Source organism: Cupriavidus sp. SK-4 (assembly GCF_000611125.1).
GTDB lineage: Bacteria > Pseudomonadota > Gammaproteobacteria > Burkholderiales > Burkholderiaceae > Cupriavidus > Cupriavidus necator.
In genome coordinates this window covers 1-19915 of sequence record NZ_JFJW01000120.1, presented here as the reverse complement: position 1 = coordinate 19915, position 19915 = coordinate 1, and the positions used below count along the sequence as shown (strand labels likewise).

Below are 19915 nucleotides of genomic sequence, written 5' to 3'. Positions count from 1 at the left end.
CGATGTCCGACCTGCTTGCCAACCTGAACGCCGAACAACTAGCCGCCGTCACCCTGCCTGACGAACCGGCGCTGATCCTGGCGGGCGCGGGCAGCGGCAAGACCCGCGTGCTGACCACGCGCATCGCGTGGCTGATCCAGAACGGCCGGGTCTCGCCGGCGGGCATCCTGGCGGTGACCTTTACCAACAAGGCCGCCAAGGAAATGCAGACGCGGCTGTCGTCGATGCTGCCGATCAACACCCGCGGCATGTGGATCGGCACCTTCCACGGCCTGTGCAACCGCATGCTGCGCGCGCATTTCCGCGACGCTGGCCTGCCCCAGACCTTTGCCATCCTGGACAGCCAGGACCAGCTCTCGGCGCTCAAGCGGCTGCTCAAGTCGCTCAATGTCGACGATGAGAAGTACCCGGCCAAGAACCTGCAGTACTTCATCAACAACGCCAAGGAGCAGGGCCTGCGCCCGGCCGACGTCGAGGCCAACGACGACTTCAACAAGCGCTTTGTCGACCTCTACGCCGCCTATGACCTGCAGTGCCAGCGCGAAGGCGTGGTCGACTTTGCCGAGCTGCTGCTGCGCTGCTACGAGCTGCTGCGCTACAACGACGCCATCCGCCAGCACTACCAGCACCGCTTCCGCCACGTGCTGGTCGACGAGTTCCAGGACACCAACGTGCTGCAGTACCAGTGGCTCAAGCTGCTGGCCGGCTATGGCACGCAGAACCCGGCAGCGGTCTTTGCCGTCGGCGACGACGACCAGAGCATCTATGCGTTCCGTGGCGCCAACGTCGGCAATATGCGTGACTTCGAGCATGAGTTCCGCGTGCGCCGGCTGATCAAGCTGGAGCAGAACTACCGCTCGCACGGGCATATCCTGGATTCGGCCAACCACCTGATCTCGCACAACGCGCGCCGCCTGGGCAAGAACCTGCGCACCGACGCCGGCCACGGCGAGCCGGTGCGGGTGTTCCAGGGCGGCTCCGACGGCCAGGAAGCCGCGTGGATCATCGAGGAGATCCGCGACCAGATCGCGCAGGGCGCCAGCCGCGCCGAGATCGCCATCCTGTACCGCAGCAACGCGCAGTCGCGCGTGATCGAGCATGCGCTGTTCTCGGCCGGCATCGCGTACCGCGTCTATGGCGGCCTGCGCTTCTTCGAGCGCGCCGAAATCAAGCACGCGCTGGCCTACATGCAGCTGCTGGAGAACCCGCGCAACGATGCCGCCTTTGGCCGCGTGGTCAACTTCCCGGCGCGCGGCATCGGCGCGCGCTCGCTGGAAGTGCTGCAGGACATGGCGCGCCAGTACGACTGCGCGCTGGCCGAGGCGGTGGCCTACGTGCCCGGCGCGGCCGGCAGCAAGCTGGCGGCGTTTACGCGCCTGGTCGAGAAGATGCGCGAGGAAACGCGCCGCATGACGCTGGCCGAGACCGTCGAGTACGTGATCAACCACAGCGGCCTGATCACCCACTACCAGGGCGAGAAGGAAGGCCAGGACCGCATCGAGAACTTGCAGGAACTGGTGACCGCCGCGCAGGCCTTCGTGGTCGAGGAAGGCTACGGCCTGGAAGCGCTGGCCGCGGTGATCCCGGTTGACCGCAGCCCCGCCGCCCCGGCACTGGCCGACGGCGACCAGGCCCAGCAGGTGCTGGACCCGGAAGCGCTGCCGGTGGTGATGACGCCGCTGGTCGCGTTCCTGACCCATGCCTCGCTGGAAGCCGGCGACAACCAGGCCCAGGCCGGCCAGGACGCGGTGCAGATGATGACCGTGCACGCGGCCAAGGGGCTGGAGTTCGACGTGGTCTTCATCACCGGGATGGAAGAGGGCCTGTTCCCGCACGAGAACAGCATGATGGACCCGGACGGCGTGGAGGAAGAGCGCCGCCTGATGTACGTGGCGATCACGCGTGCGCGCAAGCGGCTCTATATGTCGTTTGCGCAAAGCCGCATGCTGCACGGCCAGACCCGCTACCACGTGCGCTCGCGCTTCTTCGAGGAACTGCCCGAGGCCTCGCTCAAGTGGCTGACGCCGCCGGCGCAGGGCTACGGCGGCGTGCGCCGCCAGGAGCGCGACAGCGCCTGGGGCCGCGACTGGTTCCGCAAGCCCGAGGACGTGCCCTATACCGGCACGCGCCCCACCGGCGGCATGGACAACGGCAATGGCTATGCCGATGCCAAGCGCGAGGCCGGCACCGGCTTCCGCGTGGGGCAGTCGGTGTTCCACAACAAGTTTGGCGAAGGCGTGATCACTGCGCTGGAAGGCGAGGGCACCGACGCACGCGCCAATATCAACTTCAAGCGCAACGGCGCCAAGTGGCTGGCGCTGTCGGTGGCGAAGCTGGACGCGATCGACTGAGCGGGTCCGGCTTCGCTGCGCGCCATGCCGCGCCCCGGGCGGCTCAGGGCGGTTCAGGGCAGGGCGTGGCGGACCTCGCCAGCCTTTTCGTCGGGGCTGTCCACCGTCAGCAGCGGATTGATGAACAGCGAGGCCAGCGCGCCAACCCCGAGCAGCGCCCCCGAGATCATGAACGGCAGGTCATAGCTGCCGGTCCGCTCGATCAGGTAGCCGAACACCACCGGCGACACCATGCCGGCCACGCCGAAGCCGGTGTTCATCATGCCGCCCGCGGTGCCGGCGTACTTGCCGGCGATGTCCAGCGGCAGGCTCCACAGCACCGCGTTGGTCAGCTCCAGGAAGAAGAACGACAGCGACAGCAGGATCACCGCGTTGACGGCATCGGCCGTGAAGGTCATCGGCGCGATGAACATCAGCGAGCCGGCCAGCCCCACGAACAGGATCGCGCCGCGCGCCAGGCGCAGGTTGCCGGTGCGCTTGTAGATGCGGTCCGACAGCACGCCGCCGAGCGTATCGCCGACCACGCCGGCCATCAGCGGCAGCGCGGTGAACAGCGCCAGCTGCTTCAGGTCGAAGCCGCGCGCCTCCTTCAGGTACGAAGGCAGCCACGTCAGGTAGACCCACAGTGACCAGCCGTAGCAGAAGTCGACGAAGGTCACCAGCCACATGCGCCGGAACAGGCGCCGCCACGGCGTGGCCGCCTTGGCTGTCTGCTGGCTATCGCCGCGCCGGTAGCCGATCTCCTGCAGCTCCTGCGCCGTCACGCGACTGTGCTTGTCGGGCGAATCCTTGAAGAAGCAGGCGTACAGCAAGGTCCAGCCGAGGCTGACCGCGCCCAGCACGATAAAGGCTTCGCGCCAGCCGGCGGCGGCCACGATGACCAGCACGATCGGCGGCGTGATCGCACCGCCCAGCCGCGCGAAGCTGTGGGTGATGCCCTGCGCGAAACCGCGCTCCGCCACCGGCATCCAGTAGGTGAAGGCGCGCGTCGCGGTCGGGAACGCGCCGCCTTCGCCGATGCCCAGCACGAAGCGCAGCACCACCAGCATCAGCACGCTGCCCGCGAAGCCGGTCAGCACCGTGGCAACGCCCCAGATCAGCGACAGCACGATCAGCACCTTCTTGGGCCCGAACTTGTCGGCCATCCAGCCGCCGAGGATTTGCATGGCGGCATAGGGGTAGGCAAAGGCCGAGAACACCAGCCCCAGCTGCGATGTGGTCAGCCCCATTTCCTCGCGGATCAGGGGCGCGGCGACCGAGATGTTGACGCGGTCGATATAGGCGATGAAATACATCAGGCACATGACGCCCAGGATCATGTGCCGGGTCTTGATGCGTTGCTTCATAACCACCTCCTATGCGCGGCGCGCGCGTGGTGTTGACGGGGCGGCGGCCGGCGCACGGTCCGTAGCCATGCGCTTGCGGCGCGCCGGGGGCGCGGCGCCGGCCGCGCTGCCCCGTCCTTGAGCAATCTGTCTGCAGTCTTGAGTCGTGTCTCCTGGTCTGGTGGATTCCGGTCGGGCAGGCTCCTTGGCGAGGGTGGTGGAAAGGGAGGGAAGGTTCAGGCGTGGTCGAGCAGCTTCAGCCGCTGCACCTTGCCGGACGGGCCGCGCGGCAGCTCGGCGATAAAGCGGAACTCCTTCGGCGTCTTGTAGCGGCCCAGCTCGCGCAGGCAATGCGCGCGCAACGCCGCGTCATCGCAGCGCGCGGCCTCGCGCATGACCACGTAGGCAACGATTTCCTGCCCGTAGGCCGGGTCCGGCACGCCGACCGCCGCGGCTTCGAGCACGGCCGGATGGCGCAGCAGCGCCTCGTCGATCTCGCGCGGGGCAATGTTCTCGCCGCCCTTGATGATCAGTTCCTTGGCGCGCCCGGTGATGTAGAAATAGCCGTCGGCGTCGCGGTAGCCGAGGTCGCCCGTGCGCAGCCAGCCATCGTGCGTAAAGGCCTCGCGCGTGATGTCCGGCGCCTTGTAGTAGCCCGCCATCACGCTCTCGCCCTGCAGCACGATCTCGCCGACCGCTCCGTCGGGCACCGGCATGCCGTCGCGACCGAGCACGCGTGCGCGCGTCCCAGATGGCCGGCCGATGCTGCCGATGCGCCGCCGGCCCGGGTCGAGCGGATTGCTGAACGCCGGTGCGGCAGTCTCGGTCATGCCCATGGTCTCGATCACGCCGATGCCGAAGCGCGCCTCGAAGGCACGGTGATGCTCGGGCGGCAGCGCGGCCGAGGCCGAGCGGCAGAAGCGCACGCCGGCCGGGGCCTGGCCGTGCGGATCGTTCAGCAGGTAGGCGATGATGGTCGGCACCACGTTCAGCCAGGTGCAGCCGTGGCGCGCGCTGTCCTGCCAGAACGCGCTGGCGGAAAAGCGCATCGGCATCACCACCGAGCCGCCATGCACCAGCGGCGCGATCGCGGTCACGACCAGGCCGTTGATGTGGTACAGCGGCAGCGTCGCCAGCACCCGGTCGGCCGGCCCGAGGCAGTGCTCGCGGCTGACGTTGGCGCCGTTGGCCACCAGGTTGCGCTGCGTCAGCAGCACGCCTTTGGGCGTGCCGGTAGTGCCGGACGTGTACATGAGCAGCGCGGGCGCGTCAGGCTGCGGTGGGGGCAGTGGCGACGCAGCGTCATGCGTGGCGGGCAGTGCCGGCAGGATGTTGGCATCGGGCGCGGTGACGACCACCGGCACGTCCAGCCCGGCCTCGCGCAGGGCCTCGCGGATGGCGGCTTCTCCGTCGGGCCAGGTGAAGACCAGCCGCGTGTCCGAATGCGCCAGGATGTAGCGCAGCTGCGCCGGCTGGCACAGGAGGTTGATCGGATTGACGACCAGCCCGCAGGCCATGGTACCGAGCAGGAGCCGCGCGGTCTGCTCGCCGTTGGGCAGGTACACCGACACCGTCTGCCCGCTGTCCAGGCCGGCTGCCGCATAGCTGCGGCCGAGCGTGCCGGCGTCGGCCGCCAGCGCGCCGAACGTGAGCGCATGGCCGCTGTCCGGGGACAGCAGGTAGGGCTTGTCGGGCCACTGCGCGGCGCGCACGGCTATCAGCGCTGCAAGCGTGTCGAACACCTCGGGTTCCGTGCGCGCGTTCATTTGCCGACCCTCGCGAAGTAATCGCCCAGCAGGTCCGCTTCATCGGGCACGTGCTCGGCGATGGGCACGGCGATGCGGGTGATGTTCAGGTATTGGCGCCAGCCGAGGTTGTCCGAGAAGTTGTTGCCGCCCCAGGTGCCGCAGCCCATGGACAGCGAGAATGGCAGGCCGTTGTCGAAATTCCCGCCGGTGGCGAAGCAATGCGCCTGGTTCACGATCACGCGCGCCACCGGCAGTTCCTGCCCGAGCTGCAGCGCATGGCGCGGATTGGACGAATGCAGGCTGACCGAATGCCCGGCGCCCATATAGGCGTACAGGCTCGCCACGCGCTCGACTGCCGCCGCGAAGTCGGCGGCGCGGTACAGCGTCAGCACGGGAGAGAGCTTTTCGCCGGAGAAGGGGTAGTCGCTGCCGACACCGGCTTCCTCCACCAGCAGCATCGCGGGCTGCAGCGCGCGCACGCGTTCCAGCCCGGCGAGTTCGGCAATGCGGGTCGCGCTCTGTCCCGTGAAGGTGCCGGCGAGCTTGCCGTCGCGCCACATCAGCGCCTGCAGCCGCGCTTTCTCCGAAGCCGTGAGCAGCACGCCGCCGACCGCCGCCAGGGCGTCGAGCATGGGCGTGTAGACCGCGTCGAGCACGACCAGGCTGTTCTCCGAAGAGCAACTGGTGGCATTGTCGAAGGTCTTGGAGCGCACCACCTTGGCCGCCGCGTCATCCAGCGTGGCGCTGGCGTCGATGATCGATGCCACATTGCCGGCGCCCACGCCGAAGGCCGGCGTGCCGCAGGTGTAGGCCATGCGCACGTTGGCCTGCGAGCCGGTCGCGACCACCAGGTCGGCCTGCCGCATAAGCTCTGCCGTCGCGGCCTTCGAGACCGGCGCGGGCAGCATCTGGACCAGGTTGGCAGGCAGGCCGGCGCGGGCAAACTCGGCGTGGATGAACGACAGCAGCAGCGCGCAGGTGTCCTGCCCCTTCGGCGACGGCGCCACGATCACGCTGTTGCCGCACTTGAGCGCGTTGATGATCTTGTTGGCCGGCGTGGCCGCGGGATTGGTCGACGGCGTAATGGCCGCCACCACGCCCACGGGCCGCGCGATCTCGGTGATGCCGGCTGCCGCATCCTGTGCGATCACGCCCACCGTCTTGCGGCCATGCAGGTCGCGCAGCAGGCCCAGCGTCTTGCGGTGGTTCTTGCGGATCTTGTCGTCGACATTGCCCAGCCCGGTGTCGGCGACGGCACGCTCGGCCAGCTGGCGATTACGCGCGGGCTCCATGATGGCCCACGCCGCAGCGGCGACTGCCGTGTCGACGGTGGCCTGGTCGGCACGCGCGAATTCGCGCTGCGCCTGCCTGGCCCGAGCCACGACCGCAGCGACGGCTTCGGCCGCGGCTTGCGCTGGCTGCTCGGGCCGGGATGCCGTCGCTAGGGGCAAATCGGAATTGTTGGACTGCCTGCGATGCAGTATTTGCACACTCATGGATTCGACTCCGCGGTTTGGACGGTCAGGGCCGCCGCGCTTTGTCGTGCACTTCGCGGCACCGTCGGCGGCCCTGGATCGAATCTAGTGAAGCGGGGCAGACAGTCCGTCCCAATTTGTGCGCTTTCGCGAGCGCGCAGCCGGGGTGCGATCCAGAATTCAGTTTTCGGGACGGCCATGCGTCCCGGAATCCTTTAAATTCGATCCATGAGCAATCACTCGAATGCCGCCGCAGTGCGCGCCTTCCGCATTCTCGAGATCCTGTCCGCGGCCGACGGGCCGCTGTCGCTGGCGGCCATCGTGCAGGCGATCGAGCTGCCGAAGCAGACTGTCCACCGCATCCTCAAGCAGCTGGAAAGCACGTGGCTGGTGTCGCGCACGGCCGGCAACCGCCACTACGAGTGCTCATCGCGCGTGCGGCAGCTGGCTGTCAATGTGCTGATGCAGGCAGGTCCCGCGGCGGCGCGCCATGCGATCCTGCAGCAGCTGGTCGACAAGATCGGTGAGACCTGCAACCTGACCATGCTGTCCGGCGACGACGTGGTCTACCTGGACCGCGTGGAAACGCAATGGCCGCTGCGCATGCACCTGCAGCCGGGCTCGCGGGTGCCGCTGCATTGCACCGCCAGCGGCAAGCTGCTGCTGGCGTTCCTGCCGAGCGCGCAGCGCCAGCGTCTGGTTGCCAGCCTGCCGCTGCGCGCGCACTCGGCGCACACCATCACCAATGCCGAGGCCTTGCACGCGGAACTGGCCGAGACGCGGCGGCGACGCCTGGGGGTCAACAATCAGGAAAACCTGGAAGGCATGATCGCGGTCGCGGTGCCGGTGATGCGCAACCGGAGCCGCGCCTGCGCGGCGATTGCCGTGCAGGTGCCGATGGCGCGCATGACGATGGACCAGCTGATGGGATTCGTGCCGGACCTGCGCCTGGCAGCGGACGAGATGGTGAAGACGTTCTGCGAATAGCGCGTGAGGGTGGTTTGCTCTCCTCTCCCGCAAGCGGGAGAGGAGAGCAAACAATCAGGATTCGGGGGCTCTCAGGCGCCCGTGCCAGCGCCCGGCGTGGCAGGCGCGGCCGGATCGACCCCCGGCGGCGTCACGTTGAAGCAGCCGCGGTACGTCGCATAGAACGAGCAGTACAGGATCGCCAGCATCAGCAGCGAATACGGCGTGACCAGGAACGACAGCACCGTCTCCGCGCCGAAGGCGCTGAACACCGCCTCCAGGAAGAACGGGATCGCCACCAGCAGCATCGCGAACAGCGCCACATAGGTGAAGAACGCGCCGCGGTTGCGCCAGCATGCGGTCCAGCTGAAGAACAGCGCCTTGACCGGCGGCACGCCGTGCCAGGCTGCCAGCAGCGGCGCGAACCAGAACATCATCGCGATCGGCGTGTACAGCAGCGCGCCGATCAGCATGGCGTAGTACAGCTGGCGCACCGCTTCGGCGGTCGGCGCTTCTTCCTTCAGCACGATCGGCACCAGCGCGCTCATGTCGACGACCGAGCCGGCGATCAGCCCCAGCACGAACACCAGCCCGGCGTAGATGCCGCCTAGCACCAGCAGGTTGCGCGTGGCTTCCTTGCCGTTGGCGCGGAAACCCGCCAGCAGCACGGTGGGCATCACCCGCTTGTTCTGGATCACGTCGCGGCATGCGGTCATCACGCCGACCGACAGGCCGGGGGTGACCACCAGCAGCGCGATGATGCCGATCAGCGGCACCACGATGGCCAGCTGCGCGGCGATCAGGTAGACGAACAGCAGCATCAGGAAGGTCAGCGGGTTCTTGCGGAACAGCCAGATGCCCTGGCGGAACCAGGTGTAGCCTTCCTTGGCAGGGACTTCCAGTAGTTGCATACGGATCAGATCCAGGGGAGCGGGGCGCTTGCAGGGTCCGCGCCGATGCGTCGGCGCAGGATGCGTTCGAAATGGGTCGGGTCGTGCGGTTGCAGCATGTCGGCCTCGCGCGGCAGGTAGAAGTCCCACAGTCGCGACACCCAGAAGCGCAGCGCACCCGCGCGCAGCATGTCTTGCCAGTGCGCGGCCTCGGTGGCGGTCAGCGGCCTCACGGCATGATAAGCCCGCAGCAGGGCCTGCGTGCGCGCGGGATCAAGTTCGCCGCTGGCCAGGTCGATGCACCAGTCGTTGACGGTGACCGCCACATCAAACAGCCACTTGTCGTTGCCGGCGAAGTAGAAGTCGAAAAAGCCGCCCAGGCGGTGGCGTCCGCTGCCATCCTCCTCGAACAGCGCGTTGTCGCGGAACAGGTCGCAGTGGCACGGGCCCGCGCCCATGCCGGCGTAGTCCGCGCTGGCGAAGAAGGCGGCCTGGTGGGCGATCTCCTGCTGCAGCAGCGCGCGCTGGCCGGCATCCAGGAAGGGCAGGATCTCAGGCTCGGTCTGCTGCCACCAGGCGAGGCTGCGCAGGTTGGGTTGCTGGCGCGGATAGTCCTGGCCGGCCAGGTGCATGCGAGCCAGCATGTCGCCCACTTCAGCGCAGTGCTGCGCGTCGGGCGCCAGTTGCGATGCGCCGGGCAGGCGCGTGACGATGGTGGCAGGCTTGCCCTTGAGCGGGCGCAGGATCTCGCCGTCGCGCGCCGGGATCGGCGCGGGCACGCGGATGCCGCGCTCGGCCAGGTGCGCCATCAGGTGCAGGTAGTAGGGCAGCTGCGCGAACGTGAGCCGCTCGAAAATGGTCAGCACGTACTGGCGCGTCTGGCCATCGTGCTCCATGGTGAGGAAGAAATTGCTGTTCTCGATGCCAGAGGCGATGCCGCGCAGCTCGCGCACTTCGCCAAGGTTGAAATCCAGCAGCCAGCGGGCGATCTCGTCCTGCGAGACCGTGGTGAATACGGCCATACTCGTTGTGTGAAGCGAATCGGAAAGCGGCGGGCACCGGTTCCGGACAAAGTCCGGGCCGCCGCCGCGGCATGACACTGCCGGAGGGCCGGCGCGGCCTGGAGCTTACGCCAGGCCGTGGGCAAGCGAACTCAGAACTTCAGGTTGACTGAAGGCACGCGGTTGACATCGTGCTCGCGGATCTTGGGCGAGCTGTCTTCCGGCTTGCTCATCTCGTATTTGGTGCCGAAACCCGATCTGACCTGGATATCGGTGGCCCGTCCCTTGTCGCGATACTCGCGCACCTGGGTGCCATCGCGTTCATTGAGCTGGAAGCTCGGCTGGCGCGGCTGGTTCAGTTGCGACTTGGCCGCCGGGGCGATCGGCTGGTTGTTGATCTGGTTCAGCTCCTGCTGCGTCAGCGCACTGCTTTCCTGCGCGACGGCCCAGCCGGAAGCCAGCGCCAGAGCCGCGGCCGCCACGGCGGCGAGGCTGGACACGGACCGCCTGGCAGGCGATTCAGGCTCGCCGGCCACGGCGGAAGACCGCGTGGGCCGGACCGAGCGGGCGGTGGAGGGGGAGGTCATCAGGTGCTCCTGTGCGGGGCTGCTGCGCAGCTTGCGCGCAGCGCCGCGGCATGCGGCGGTTGGACTGCAACCCGGCGGCGCCGGGCTTGGCAGACGGACAGGTTCCATTCTAGCAATTCCTGCCGTGCGCAGGCCGCCGCCGTGCCCCGGGGGGCACCTGCGCAACGGTACCAGGTGCCGGGTACGTGGCTTGGTGCCGCGCGCCTGGCGTCCATGCCTTACAGGTAGAACATCTCTTCCTTGGGCGGGATCGGCTTGTCGCCGCCGCGCTGCTCGTAGTAGTCGTAGACCGCTTCCAGCACTTCGTGCGGTTCGTCGACGATCTTCATCAGGTCCAGGTCGTGCTCGGCGATCAGGCCCATCGGCAGCAGCGTGAAGCGGAACCAGTCCAGCAGGCCCTTCCAGAAGCGGCTGCCGAACATGATCACCGGCACCGAGCGCGACTTGCCGGTCTGCACCAGCGTCAGCACCTCGGCCAGCTCGTCGAGCGTGCCGAAGCCGCCCGGCATCACGATAAAGGCGTCCGAATTCTTGACGAAGGTGACCTTGCGCGTGAAGAAGTGGCGAAAGCGCATGGCAATGTCCTGGTACGGATTGCCCTGCTGCTCGTGCGGCAGTTCGATGTTCAGGCCGACGCTGGCGGACTTGCCGGCGTGCGCGCCCTTGTTGGCCGCTTCCATGATGCCGGGGCCGCCGCCGGAGATCACGGCAAAGCCCGCGTCCGAAAACAGCCGCGCGATCTCGATGGTGCGCTGGTAGTACGGCGAATCCTCGCGCAGGCGCGCGCTGCCGTAGATCGACACGGCCGGGCGGATCTCGGAGAGGTACTCGGTGGCCTCGATGAACTCTGCCATAATCGTGAACATTTGCCACGAGGCGCGCGCCTTCTTTGCGGTAGCGCGGTCTTCGTCGGCCAGCGCACGCAGGCTGGGGATCATCTTGCGCGGATTGGCGCGCGCGGCCGCAGCAGCGGCCTTTTCAGCAGCAACTTCGGGCGGATTGCCCGCGGCAGCAGCATCGGCCGCCGCGGCGATGGCCGCGGCGTGCTCGGAAGCAGCCTCCGGCGGGGGTTGCACGGTATCGCCGGAAATGTCGGAAACATCCGGGTCAGCAAGGGGGGCGGTCGAGGCACCGCCTGCAGCGGCACCAGTCAATTTTGAGTCCATGGGAATGTCGGATAGTCCAAAAACACTCTTGCTCGTCGATGGATCGAGCTATCTGTATCGCGCTTATCACGCTCTGCCGGACCTGAGGAATGGGGAGGGTCTGCCCACAGGGGCAATCTACGGCATGATCAACATGCTGCGCAAGTTGCGCAACGACTACCCGGCAGAGTATAGCGCCTGCGTGTTCGACGCAAAGGGCAAGACCTTCCGCGACGACATGTATCCGGCCTACAAGGAACATCGCCCGTCGATGCCGGAAGACCTGGCGCGCCAGATCGAGCCGATCCATGAGGCCGTGCGCGCCATGGGCTGGCCGATCGTGGTGGTTGACGGCGTGGAGGCCGACGACGTGATCGGCACGCTGTCGCGCCAGGCCACGGAGCAGGGCGTGCGCACGGTGGTGTCCACCGGCGACAAGGATCTGGCGCAGCTGGTCAATGACCAGGTCACGCTGGTCAACACCATGAGCGGCGAGGTGCTCGATCCTCCTGGCGTGGTGGCCAAGTTCGGCGTGCCGCCCGAGCGCATTATCGACTACCTGTCGCTGATCGGTGATGCGGTCGACAACGTGCCGGGCGTGCCCAAGGTCGGCCCCAAGACCGCGGTCAAATGGCTGGCCGAGCATGGCTCGCTCGACGGCGTGATGGCCGCCGCCCCCGGCATCAAGGGCGTGGTGGGCGAGAACCTGCGCAATACGCTGGACTGGCTGCCGATGGCGCGCCAGCTGGTCACGGTCAAGACCGACTGCGACCTCTCCGCCGCGGTGGCGGACTTCCACGCGCTGCGCGAAATCGGCGAGGACAAGGACAAGCTGGTGGCGTTTTTCTCGCGCTACGGCTTCAAGACCTGGCTGCGCGAAGCGACCGGCAAAAGCCTGCCCGATGCCCGCGCCCAGGCCCGCGCCCGCGCGGCCGCTGCTCCCGCGCAAGGCGGCCTGTTCGATGCGCCGGCCGCGGCCGGCGCAGCCGAGGCACCGGCAGCGGACCAGGCCGCGCCGACCGAGATCCGCTACGAGACGGTCAGCACCGAGGCCCAGCTGGAAGACTGGATGCGGCGCATCGAGGCCGCGCCGCTGGTGGCGATCGATACCGAGACCACCTCGCTGGACCCGATGCAGGCGCAGCTGGTCGGCATCTCGCTGTCGGTCGAGCCGGGCGTGGCCTGCTATCTCCCGGTGGCGCACCGTGGCCCGGACGTGGCCGGGCTGCCCGACCACGGCCAGCTGTCGCGCGAGTTCGTACTCGGGCGCATGCGTGCGTGGCTGGAAGATGCCAGCCGCCCGAAGCTGGGCCAGAACCTCAAGTACGACGTCCATGTCTTTGCCAACCATGGCGTGAAGCTGCGCGGCGTGGCGCACGACACCATGCTGCAGAGCTACGTGCTGGCCTCGCACCGCAACCATGGCATGGACAGCCTGGCCGAGCGCCTGCTGAGCCTGAAGACCATCACCTATGAAGAGGTGTGCGGCAAGGGCGCGAGCCAGATCGGCTTCGACCAGATCGACCTGGCGCGCGCCACCGAATACGCTGCCGAAGACGCCGACGTGACGCTGCGCCTGCACCGCAAGATGTTCCCGCAGGTGGAAGCCGCGGCGGGCCTGCACCGCGTGTATGAAGAGATCGAGATGCCAGTCTCGGTGGTGTTGCAGAAGGTCGAGCGCAACGGCGTGCTGATCGATGCCGAACGCCTGGCCGCGCAGAGTGCCGAGCTCGGCCAGCGCATGCTGGCGCTGGAGCAGTCCGCCTACGAAGCCGCGGGCCAGCCGTTCAACCTGGGCTCGCCCAAGCAGATCGGCGAGATCCTGTTCAGCCAGATGAAGCTGCCGGTGGTGAAGAAGACCGCCAGCGGCGCGCCCTCGACCGACGAAGAGGTGCTGCAGAAGCTGGCCGAGGACTACCCGCTGCCCAAGCTGCTGCTGGACTACCGTGGCCTGGCCAAGCTCAAGTCCACCTACACGGACAAGCTGCCCAAGATGGTCAACCCGCAGACCGGCCGCGTGCACACCAGCTACGGCCAGGCCACCGCGGTGACCGGCCGGCTGGCGTCGACCGAGCCCAACCTGCAGAACATCCCGGTGCGCACCGAGGAAGGCCGCCGCATCCGCGAAGCCTTTATCGCCGAGCCCGGCAGCGTGATCGTGTCGGCCGACTATTCGCAGATCGAGCTGCGCATCATGGCCCATATCTCGGGCGACGAGAACCTGCTGCGCGCCTTTGCCAACGGCGAGGACATCCACCGCGCCACCGCCGGCGAGATCTTCGGCGTGGAGCGCGAGGCCGTCAGCAGCGAGCAGCGCCGCTACGCCAAGGTGATCAACTTCGGCCTGATCTACGGCATGAGCGCGTTCGGCCTGGCCGGCAACCTGGGCATCGAGCGCGAGGCCGCCAAGCACTATATCGACCGCTATTTCATGCGCTATCCCGGCGTGGCCCACTACATGGAAGAGACCCGGCAGACCGCGCGCGAGCAAGGCTATGTCGAGACCGTGTTCGGGCGCCGGCTGTGGCTGCCCGACATCAACGGCGGCAGCGGCCCGCGCCGGCAGGCCGCCGAGCGCGCCGCCATCAACGCGCCGATGCAGGGCACCGCTGCCGACCTGATCAAGCTGTCGATGATCGCGGTGCAGGACTGGCTGGAGCGCGACGGGCTGCAGACGCGCCAGATCATGCAGGTGCACGATGAACTGGTGCTGGAGGTGCCGGAGCACGAACTGGAGCTGGTCAAGGTGCGGCTGCCGGAGCTGATGTGCTCGGTGGCGCAGCTGCGTGTGCCGCTGGTGGCCGAAGTGGGCAGCGGCGCCAACTGGGAAGAAGCGCACTGACGAGGCGGCCTGTCAACCAGCCTGCGCCGCCCATGCGTTGTGGTATCGAATGAAGCGACTGCTGAGTCAGGCTTGCCAGCTTGCCAGGCATGCTGCAATGCAGCAGACTGTGGAAAATGCCTCAAGCAAGAATTCACAAAAACGCATCAGGTAGACCATGACAGAAACAAGGACGCCCCGCATCGTTGTCGTCGGTGGGGGAGCAGGGGGGCTGGAACTGGTAACGAAGCTGGGCGACAAGCTCGGCCGCAAGGGGCAGGCGCAGGTGGTGCTGGTAGACCGCCTGCCCACCCACATCTGGAAGCCGCTGCTGCATGAAGTGGCGGCCGGCAGCATGGACCCCAACACGCACCAGCTGGAATACGCGGCGCAGGCGCGCTGGCATCACTTCGAGTTCCAGCTGGGCGAGCTGACCGGCATCGACCGCACCCGCAAGACCATCTCGGTGTCGGCCAGCTTCGACGAGGACGGCGCCGAACTGCTGCCGGCGCGCGAGCTGTCATATGACACGCTGGTGCTGGCGATCGGCTGCGTCACGCATTTCTTCGGCGTGCCCGGCGCGGCCGAGAATGCCATCGCACTGGACGTCGTGGCGCAGGCCGAGCGCTTCCGCAAGCGGCTGATCGCGGCCTGCGTGCGGGCCCAGAACGGGCGCGGGCGCGTGGGCGAGGACGGCCGGCCGCGCGTGGACGTAGCCATCATCGGCGCGGGCGCCACCGGCGTGGAGCTGTCGGCCGAGCTGCGCAACACCGCGCACGTGCTCAGCGCCTACGGCCTGCACCAGCTTGACCCGCGCCGCGACGTGCATATCCACGTGATCGAGGCCGGCCCGCGCATCCTGCCGGCGCTGTCCGAGCGGGTCTCGGTCGAGACCGCCAAGCTGCTCAAGAAGCTCGACGTCGATGTCCTGACCAGCGAGCGCGTGACCGAGGTCACGCCGCAGGCGGTGCTGACCGCCAGCGGCAAGCATATCGATGCCGACCTGACCGTGTGGGCGGCGGGCATCACCGCGCCACCGGTGCTGGCCACGCTGGGGCTGCCGGTCAGCCGCCAGGGCCAGATCGTGGTCGGCCCGACGCTGCAGAGCGAGGGCGACCCGGACATCTTCGCCTTCGGCGACTGCGCCAGCTGCCCGTGGCCCGAGAAGCAGACCACGGTGCCGCCGCGCGCACAGGCCGCGCACCAGCAGGCCACCTTTCTCTACAACGCGCTGCGCGCCCGGCTGGACGGGCGCCCGCTGCCGTCGTTCGCCTTCAAGGACCTCGGCTCGCTGGTGTCGCTGGGGCATTTCAGCGCGGTGGGCAGCCTGATGGGCGGGCTGATCGGCGGCTCGATGTTCATCGAAGGGCTGATGGCGCGCGTCATGTATACGTCGCTCTACCGGATGCATGTGATGGCGCTGCACGGCGCCCTGGGCATGGCGCTGGACACGGTCTCGCACTGGCTGCGCCGCAAGACCAGCCCGCGCGTCAAGCTGCACTGACGCGCGCCGGGCCGGGGCTTCCCGCGCTGCACCATGCCGCGCGGGCGGCTGGCGTGCGGGGGTGGCTGCAAAGCCGCCCCATGTTTTCTCCATGTCTGCTTAAAATCTGCCGCTGGCGCCGCATCCCGGCCCAGCCACCAACGATCCTGGAGACACGCATGCTCAAACCGGAAGTGGATAGCCTCGTCCCCGGCCAGACGTTCGACCGCCGCGGCTTTGTCAAGACGGCGCTGGGTTCCGCCTTTGCGGCGGCCGCGCTGCCGGTGATGGCCCAGCAGGCCATCAAGACCGACTTTGCCGGCCTGAACGCCGGCGAGGTCACCATCCCCTCGGGCGGCTTCAGCATGCCGGCCTACCGCGCCCAGCCCGAAGGCAAGAAGAACCTGCCGATAGTGCTGGTGGTCAGCGAGATCTTCGGCGTGCACGAGCATATCGCCGACGTGTGCCGGCGCTTTGCCAAGCTCGGCTACCTGGCGATCGGGCCGGAACTGTTCGCGCGCCAGGGCGATCCGCAGAGCTTCGGCACCATCCAGGAGCTGCAGCGCGAGGTGATCGCCAAGGTGCCCGACACGCAGGTGATGGGCGACCTGGACGCCGCGGTGGCCTGGGCCGGTGCCAACGGCGGCGACGTGTCGCGCCTGGCCATCACCGGCTTCTGCTGGGGCGGGCGCATGACCTGGCTCTACGCCGCGCACAGCAAGCGCCTGAAGGCCGGCGTGGCCTGGTATGGCCAGCTGGCGCCCGAGCCGACCCCGCTCAAGCCGAAGAACCCCATCGACCTGGTCGGCCAGCTCCATGCCCCGGTACTCGGCCTGTACGGCGGCAAGGACACCGGCATCCCGCAGGAGCAGGTGGAGAGGATGAAGTCCGCGCTGGCGGCGTCTTCCGACCCGGACGCCAAGGCCTCGCGCTTTATCGTCTACCCCGAATCCGGCCATGCCTTCCATGCCGACTACCGGCCCAGCTATCGTGAAGCGGATGCCAGGGATGGCTGGCAGAAGTGCCTGGACTGGTTCAGGCAGCACGGCGTGGCCTGATCCGGCTGTCCAGGCGCCGCCAGGCGCCTCTCGCCCGACAGCAGGATTGCAAAGTCCCGGCGGATACGTACAATGCGGCCTTTGAGTTATTGCAACATTGTTGCGTTAGCCGCCCGGCGCGATGCGGGCGGAACGGCGGGGCCGCCCGGTACCGCCACCCCGGGAGCCCATCATCCATTCGACGCTTTTGTATATCCTGCTCGCCGCCACGATCTCGGGGGTGGGCAGCATCTTCGGGGCGGCGCTGCTGTCGCTGACGGTGGCGTCCCGCGTGGTCGAGCGCATGGTGAGCTTTTCGGTGGGCGTGCTGCTGGCCACCGCGCTGCTGCATTCGCTGCCCGAGGCGTTCGAGTCAGGCGCCGACCCGCGCGCGCTGTTCGGCACGCTGCTGGCCGGGCTGCTGGGCTTCTTCCTGCTGGAAAAGATCTCGCTGCTGCGCCACTCGCACCACCATGAGGGCGACGGGCACCACCACCACCACGGCCATGACCGCGAGGAAGCGGGCCGCAGCGGCCTGACCATCCTGGTCGGCGACACCTTCCACAATTTTGCCGACGGCATCGTGATCGCGGCGGCCTTCCTGGCCGATCCGCATATCGGCGTGGTCACCGCGCTGGCGATCGCGGCGCACGAGATCCCGCAGGAAGTGGGCGACTTCATCGTGCTGCTCAACGCCGGCTTCTCCAAGGCGCGTGCCTTCGCCTTCAACCTGCTGTCGAGCCTGGCGGCCATTGCCGGCGGCGTGGTCGGGTATTTCCTGCTCGACCAGCTGAGCGGCTGGATCCCGTACGTGCTGGTGATTGCCGCCAGCAGCTTCCTCTATATCGCGGTCAGCGACCTGATGCCCCAGATGCAGCGCAAGCCGCGCTGGCGCGAGTCGGCGATCCAGGTGGTGCTGGTGGCCGCGGGCATCTCGGCGATCGTCTTCATCACCAACGGCGTGCATGAGAGTCACAGCCACGGCGGGCACGGCCATATCGCGCCCGCCGCGCCCATTGCCTCGTCACGCTGACCTCAGGCGGCCCCGGTAGCGACCGGGCGCGCCGGGTCGGCGCACCATTCGCTCCATGAACCCGGGTACAGCGCCGCGCCGCCCAGGCCGGCCGCTTCCAGCGCCAGCAGGTTGTGGCAGGCCGTGACGCCGGAGCCGCACTGCATCACTGCCTGCGCCGGGGCGCGTGCGCCCAGCACTGCGCCGAATTCCGCGCGCAGGGTCTCGGCCGGCTTGAAGCGGCCGTCCGTTCCTAGGTTGTCCTTGAAGAAGCGGTTGACCGCGCCGGGGATATGGCCGCCTACAGGGTCCAGTGTCTCGTTCTCGCCGCGGAAGCGGTCGGGGGCGCGCGCATCCACCACCAGCAGCGAGGCGCGCTCGAGGTTGTCCACCAGCGCGGGGGCGTCGACGGTCGGCACCAGCGACTTGCGGCGTTGGAACTTGCCGGGGAACTCCGGCTCTTGCGTGGCATCGTGTTCCAGCGGCAGGCCGGCCTTGACCCAGGCGTCCTTGCCGCCGTCGAGCACCGCCACGGCATCGTGGCCGAGCCAGCGCAGCAGCCACCACAGCCGCGCGGCGAACATGCCGCCCTGCGCATCGTAGGCCACTACCGGGGTGTCGTCGTCCACGCCCAGCGCCTGCAGGCGCGCCACCAGGTCGTCGGCGTCGGGCAGGGGGTGGCGGCCGTTGCTGCCGGTCTTGGGGCCGGACAGCTCGTTGTCCAGGTGCAGGTAGAAGGCGCCGGGCAGGTGGCCGGTGCGGTAGGCCTCGCGGCCGGCGGCCGGGTCGGCCAGGTCGAAGCTGCAGTCGATCACGACGCAGCCGCCGGGGGTGGCCAGCAGCGATTGCAGCGCGGTGACGGAAATTAGCGGTTTCTGCATGGGAATCCTGTTGCGATCGATGGAAATGGGCTTAGGAGATGCTACACCTCGGGATGGACTTCCGCCTCCGGCGACTTGACCGGCGTGGCCGGCGTGGGCTTGGCATCGGTGCCCTGGCGCGCGCGCATCAGCGTGGTGGCGATGCCGCTGGCGATGATCAGCCCCATGCCCAGCCACGACAGCCAGTTCAGCCGGTCGGACCAGATCAGCATGCCCCATACGCTGGAAAAGACGATGCCGGCGTATTGCAGGTTGGCGGTCAGCAGCGTGTTGCCGCGCTTGTAGGCGCGCGTCATTGCGGTCTGGCCCAGCGTGGCCAGGATGCCGATGGCCAGCAGCAGGCCGGCGCCGTACCAGGTGTGCGGGCTGGTGCCGCCCAGCAGCATCCACACTAGCCCGGCGATCATGCCGACCAGCGAGAAATAGAACACGATGCGGCCCTCGGGCTCGCCCAGCTGGCCGAGCTGGCGCACCTCGACATAGGCCAGCGCCGTGAACATGCCCGAGATCAGCCCGACCAGGCCGCCGGTCAGCTGGTCCTTGCCGACTGAAGGCTGCAGCAGGCAGATCACTCCGGCAAAGGACAGCAGGATCGCCAGCACCAGGCGCCGGTCGGCATTGCCGCCGGTGCCGGCCAGCGCCGCGCCGGCGCCCAGGATCAGCGCGATCCACACCGGCGACATGTAGTTCAGCGTCATCGCGGTGGCCAGCGGCAGCAGCGAGATCGAGGTGAACCACAGCATCAGCGCGGTCACGCCGAATACGCTGCGCTTGATGTGCGACAGCATGTAGGGCGTGCGCACCGGAATCCCGCGCGAGGACAGCAGCACCCATATGATGACCACGCTGATCAGGCCGCGGTAGAAGACGATCTCGCCGGTGGTGTAGAGATCGGATGCCAGCTTGACGCCAACCCCCATCAGCGAGAAGGCGAAGGCGGCGAACAGCATCCAGAGCGATTGCATGGCGAGGGCGCGGTGAAGCGAAACGAAGCGGGAAGGGGCGGCGTCCGGCGCGCGAGCGGGCTTCGTGTCTGGCCTCGCGTCGCGAGAGCGGTGTGGCTGCCGGCACCGGACAATGATTCTAGCAGCGCACTTTGCGTCCCAAAGGAAAACGGACCGCCAGGGCGGTCCGTGCTTGCGTGCGTTGTGCGGTTATCGCACTAGACAAGATGTATTGACCTGCCGCACCTC

General features: G+C 68.1%; 15 protein-coding genes. 6 read left to right on the top strand and 9 right to left on the bottom strand.

Going from position 1 to position 19915, the window contains the following annotated elements; all coding sequences use genetic code 11:
- The first annotated feature begins 2 nt into the window (after nt 1–2).
- Nucleotides 3–2351, top strand: a complete 2349-nt coding sequence (locus CF68_RS25445; RefSeq protein ID WP_035824260.1) for a UvrD-helicase domain-containing protein — start codon at nt 3–5, stop codon at nt 2349–2351.
- 53 nt (nt 2352–2404) lie between these two features.
- On the opposite strand, the gene CF68_RS25440 is transcribed toward CF68_RS25445, so the two are convergent.
- From CF68_RS25440 to CF68_RS25430, 3 genes are all read right to left on the bottom strand, one after another.
- Entirely contained in the window at nt 2405–3697 is a 1293-nt protein-coding gene (locus tag CF68_RS25440; protein ID WP_035824258.1) for an MFS transporter, read from the bottom strand.
- Between the two features lie 215 nt (nt 3698–3912).
- On the bottom strand, nt 3913–5442 hold the full coding sequence (locus tag CF68_RS25435; RefSeq protein WP_035824256.1) for an acyl--CoA ligase: 1530 nt from the start codon (nt 5440–5442) through the stop codon (nt 3913–3915).
- Entirely contained in the window at nt 5439–6920 is a 1482-nt protein-coding gene (locus CF68_RS25430) for an aldehyde dehydrogenase family protein (RefSeq protein WP_035824255.1), read from the bottom strand. Before CF68_RS25430 ends, CF68_RS25435 begins: the two co-directional genes overlap by 4 nt.
- A gap of 207 nt (nt 6921–7127) precedes the next feature.
- On the opposite strand from CF68_RS25430, the gene CF68_RS25425 reads away from it, so the two are divergent.
- On the top strand, nt 7128–7886 hold the full coding sequence (locus CF68_RS25425) for an IclR family transcriptional regulator (protein ID WP_035824254.1): 759 nt from the start codon (nt 7128–7130) through the stop codon (nt 7884–7886).
- A 71-nt stretch (nt 7887–7957) separates the two neighbouring features.
- On the opposite strand, the gene CF68_RS25420 is transcribed toward CF68_RS25425, so the two are convergent.
- From CF68_RS25420 to CF68_RS25405, 4 genes are all read right to left on the bottom strand, one after another.
- The gene (locus tag CF68_RS25420; RefSeq protein ID WP_035824252.1) at nt 7958–8776 is read right to left on the bottom strand and encodes a BPSS1780 family membrane protein; all 819 of its coding nucleotides are present in this window, start codon (nt 8774–8776) and stop codon (nt 7958–7960) included.
- Between the two features lie 5 nt (nt 8777–8781).
- Complete coding sequence (locus CF68_RS25415) at nt 8782–9777, bottom strand: homoserine kinase (RefSeq protein WP_035824250.1); 996 nt, start codon at nt 9775–9777, stop codon at nt 8782–8784.
- 131 nt (nt 9778–9908) lie between these two features.
- Complete coding sequence (locus CF68_RS25410) at nt 9909–10343, bottom strand: membrane protein (protein ID WP_035824248.1); 435 nt, start codon at nt 10341–10343, stop codon at nt 9909–9911.
- Nucleotides 10344–10561: 218 nt separating this feature from the next.
- The gene (locus CF68_RS25405) at nt 10562–11509 is read right to left on the bottom strand and encodes a TIGR00730 family Rossman fold protein (RefSeq protein ID WP_011615808.1); all 948 of its coding nucleotides are present in this window, start codon (nt 11507–11509) and stop codon (nt 10562–10564) included.
- Nucleotides 11510–11513: 4 nt separating this feature from the next.
- On the opposite strand from CF68_RS25405, the gene polA reads away from it, so the two are divergent.
- From polA to CF68_RS25385, 4 genes are all read left to right on the top strand, one after another.
- Nucleotides 11514–14330, top strand: a complete 2817-nt coding sequence (polA, locus tag CF68_RS25400; RefSeq protein WP_035824245.1) for a DNA polymerase I — start codon at nt 11514–11516, stop codon at nt 14328–14330.
- Between the two features lie 157 nt (nt 14331–14487).
- Nucleotides 14488–15813, top strand: a complete 1326-nt coding sequence (locus CF68_RS25395; protein ID WP_035824240.1) for an NAD(P)/FAD-dependent oxidoreductase — start codon at nt 14488–14490, stop codon at nt 15811–15813.
- A 158-nt stretch (nt 15814–15971) separates the two neighbouring features.
- A complete protein-coding gene (locus tag CF68_RS25390) occupies nt 15972–16850 on the top strand; it encodes a dienelactone hydrolase family protein (protein ID WP_035824239.1) in 879 nt (292 codons plus the stop codon).
- A 121-nt stretch (nt 16851–16971) separates the two neighbouring features.
- A complete protein-coding gene (locus CF68_RS25385) occupies nt 16972–17862 on the top strand; it encodes a ZIP family metal transporter (RefSeq protein ID WP_011615804.1) in 891 nt (296 codons plus the stop codon).
- A 2-nt stretch (nt 17863–17864) separates the two neighbouring features.
- Here CF68_RS25385 and CF68_RS25380 read toward each other — a convergent pair whose 3' ends face one another.
- Nucleotides 17865–18722, bottom strand: a complete 858-nt coding sequence (locus CF68_RS25380; RefSeq protein ID WP_035824238.1) for a sulfurtransferase — start codon at nt 18720–18722, stop codon at nt 17865–17867.
- Between the two features lie 41 nt (nt 18723–18763).
- Entirely contained in the window at nt 18764–19687 is a 924-nt protein-coding gene (locus tag CF68_RS25375; protein WP_035824237.1) for a DMT family transporter, read from the bottom strand.
- Nucleotides 19688–19915 lie beyond the last annotated feature (228 nt).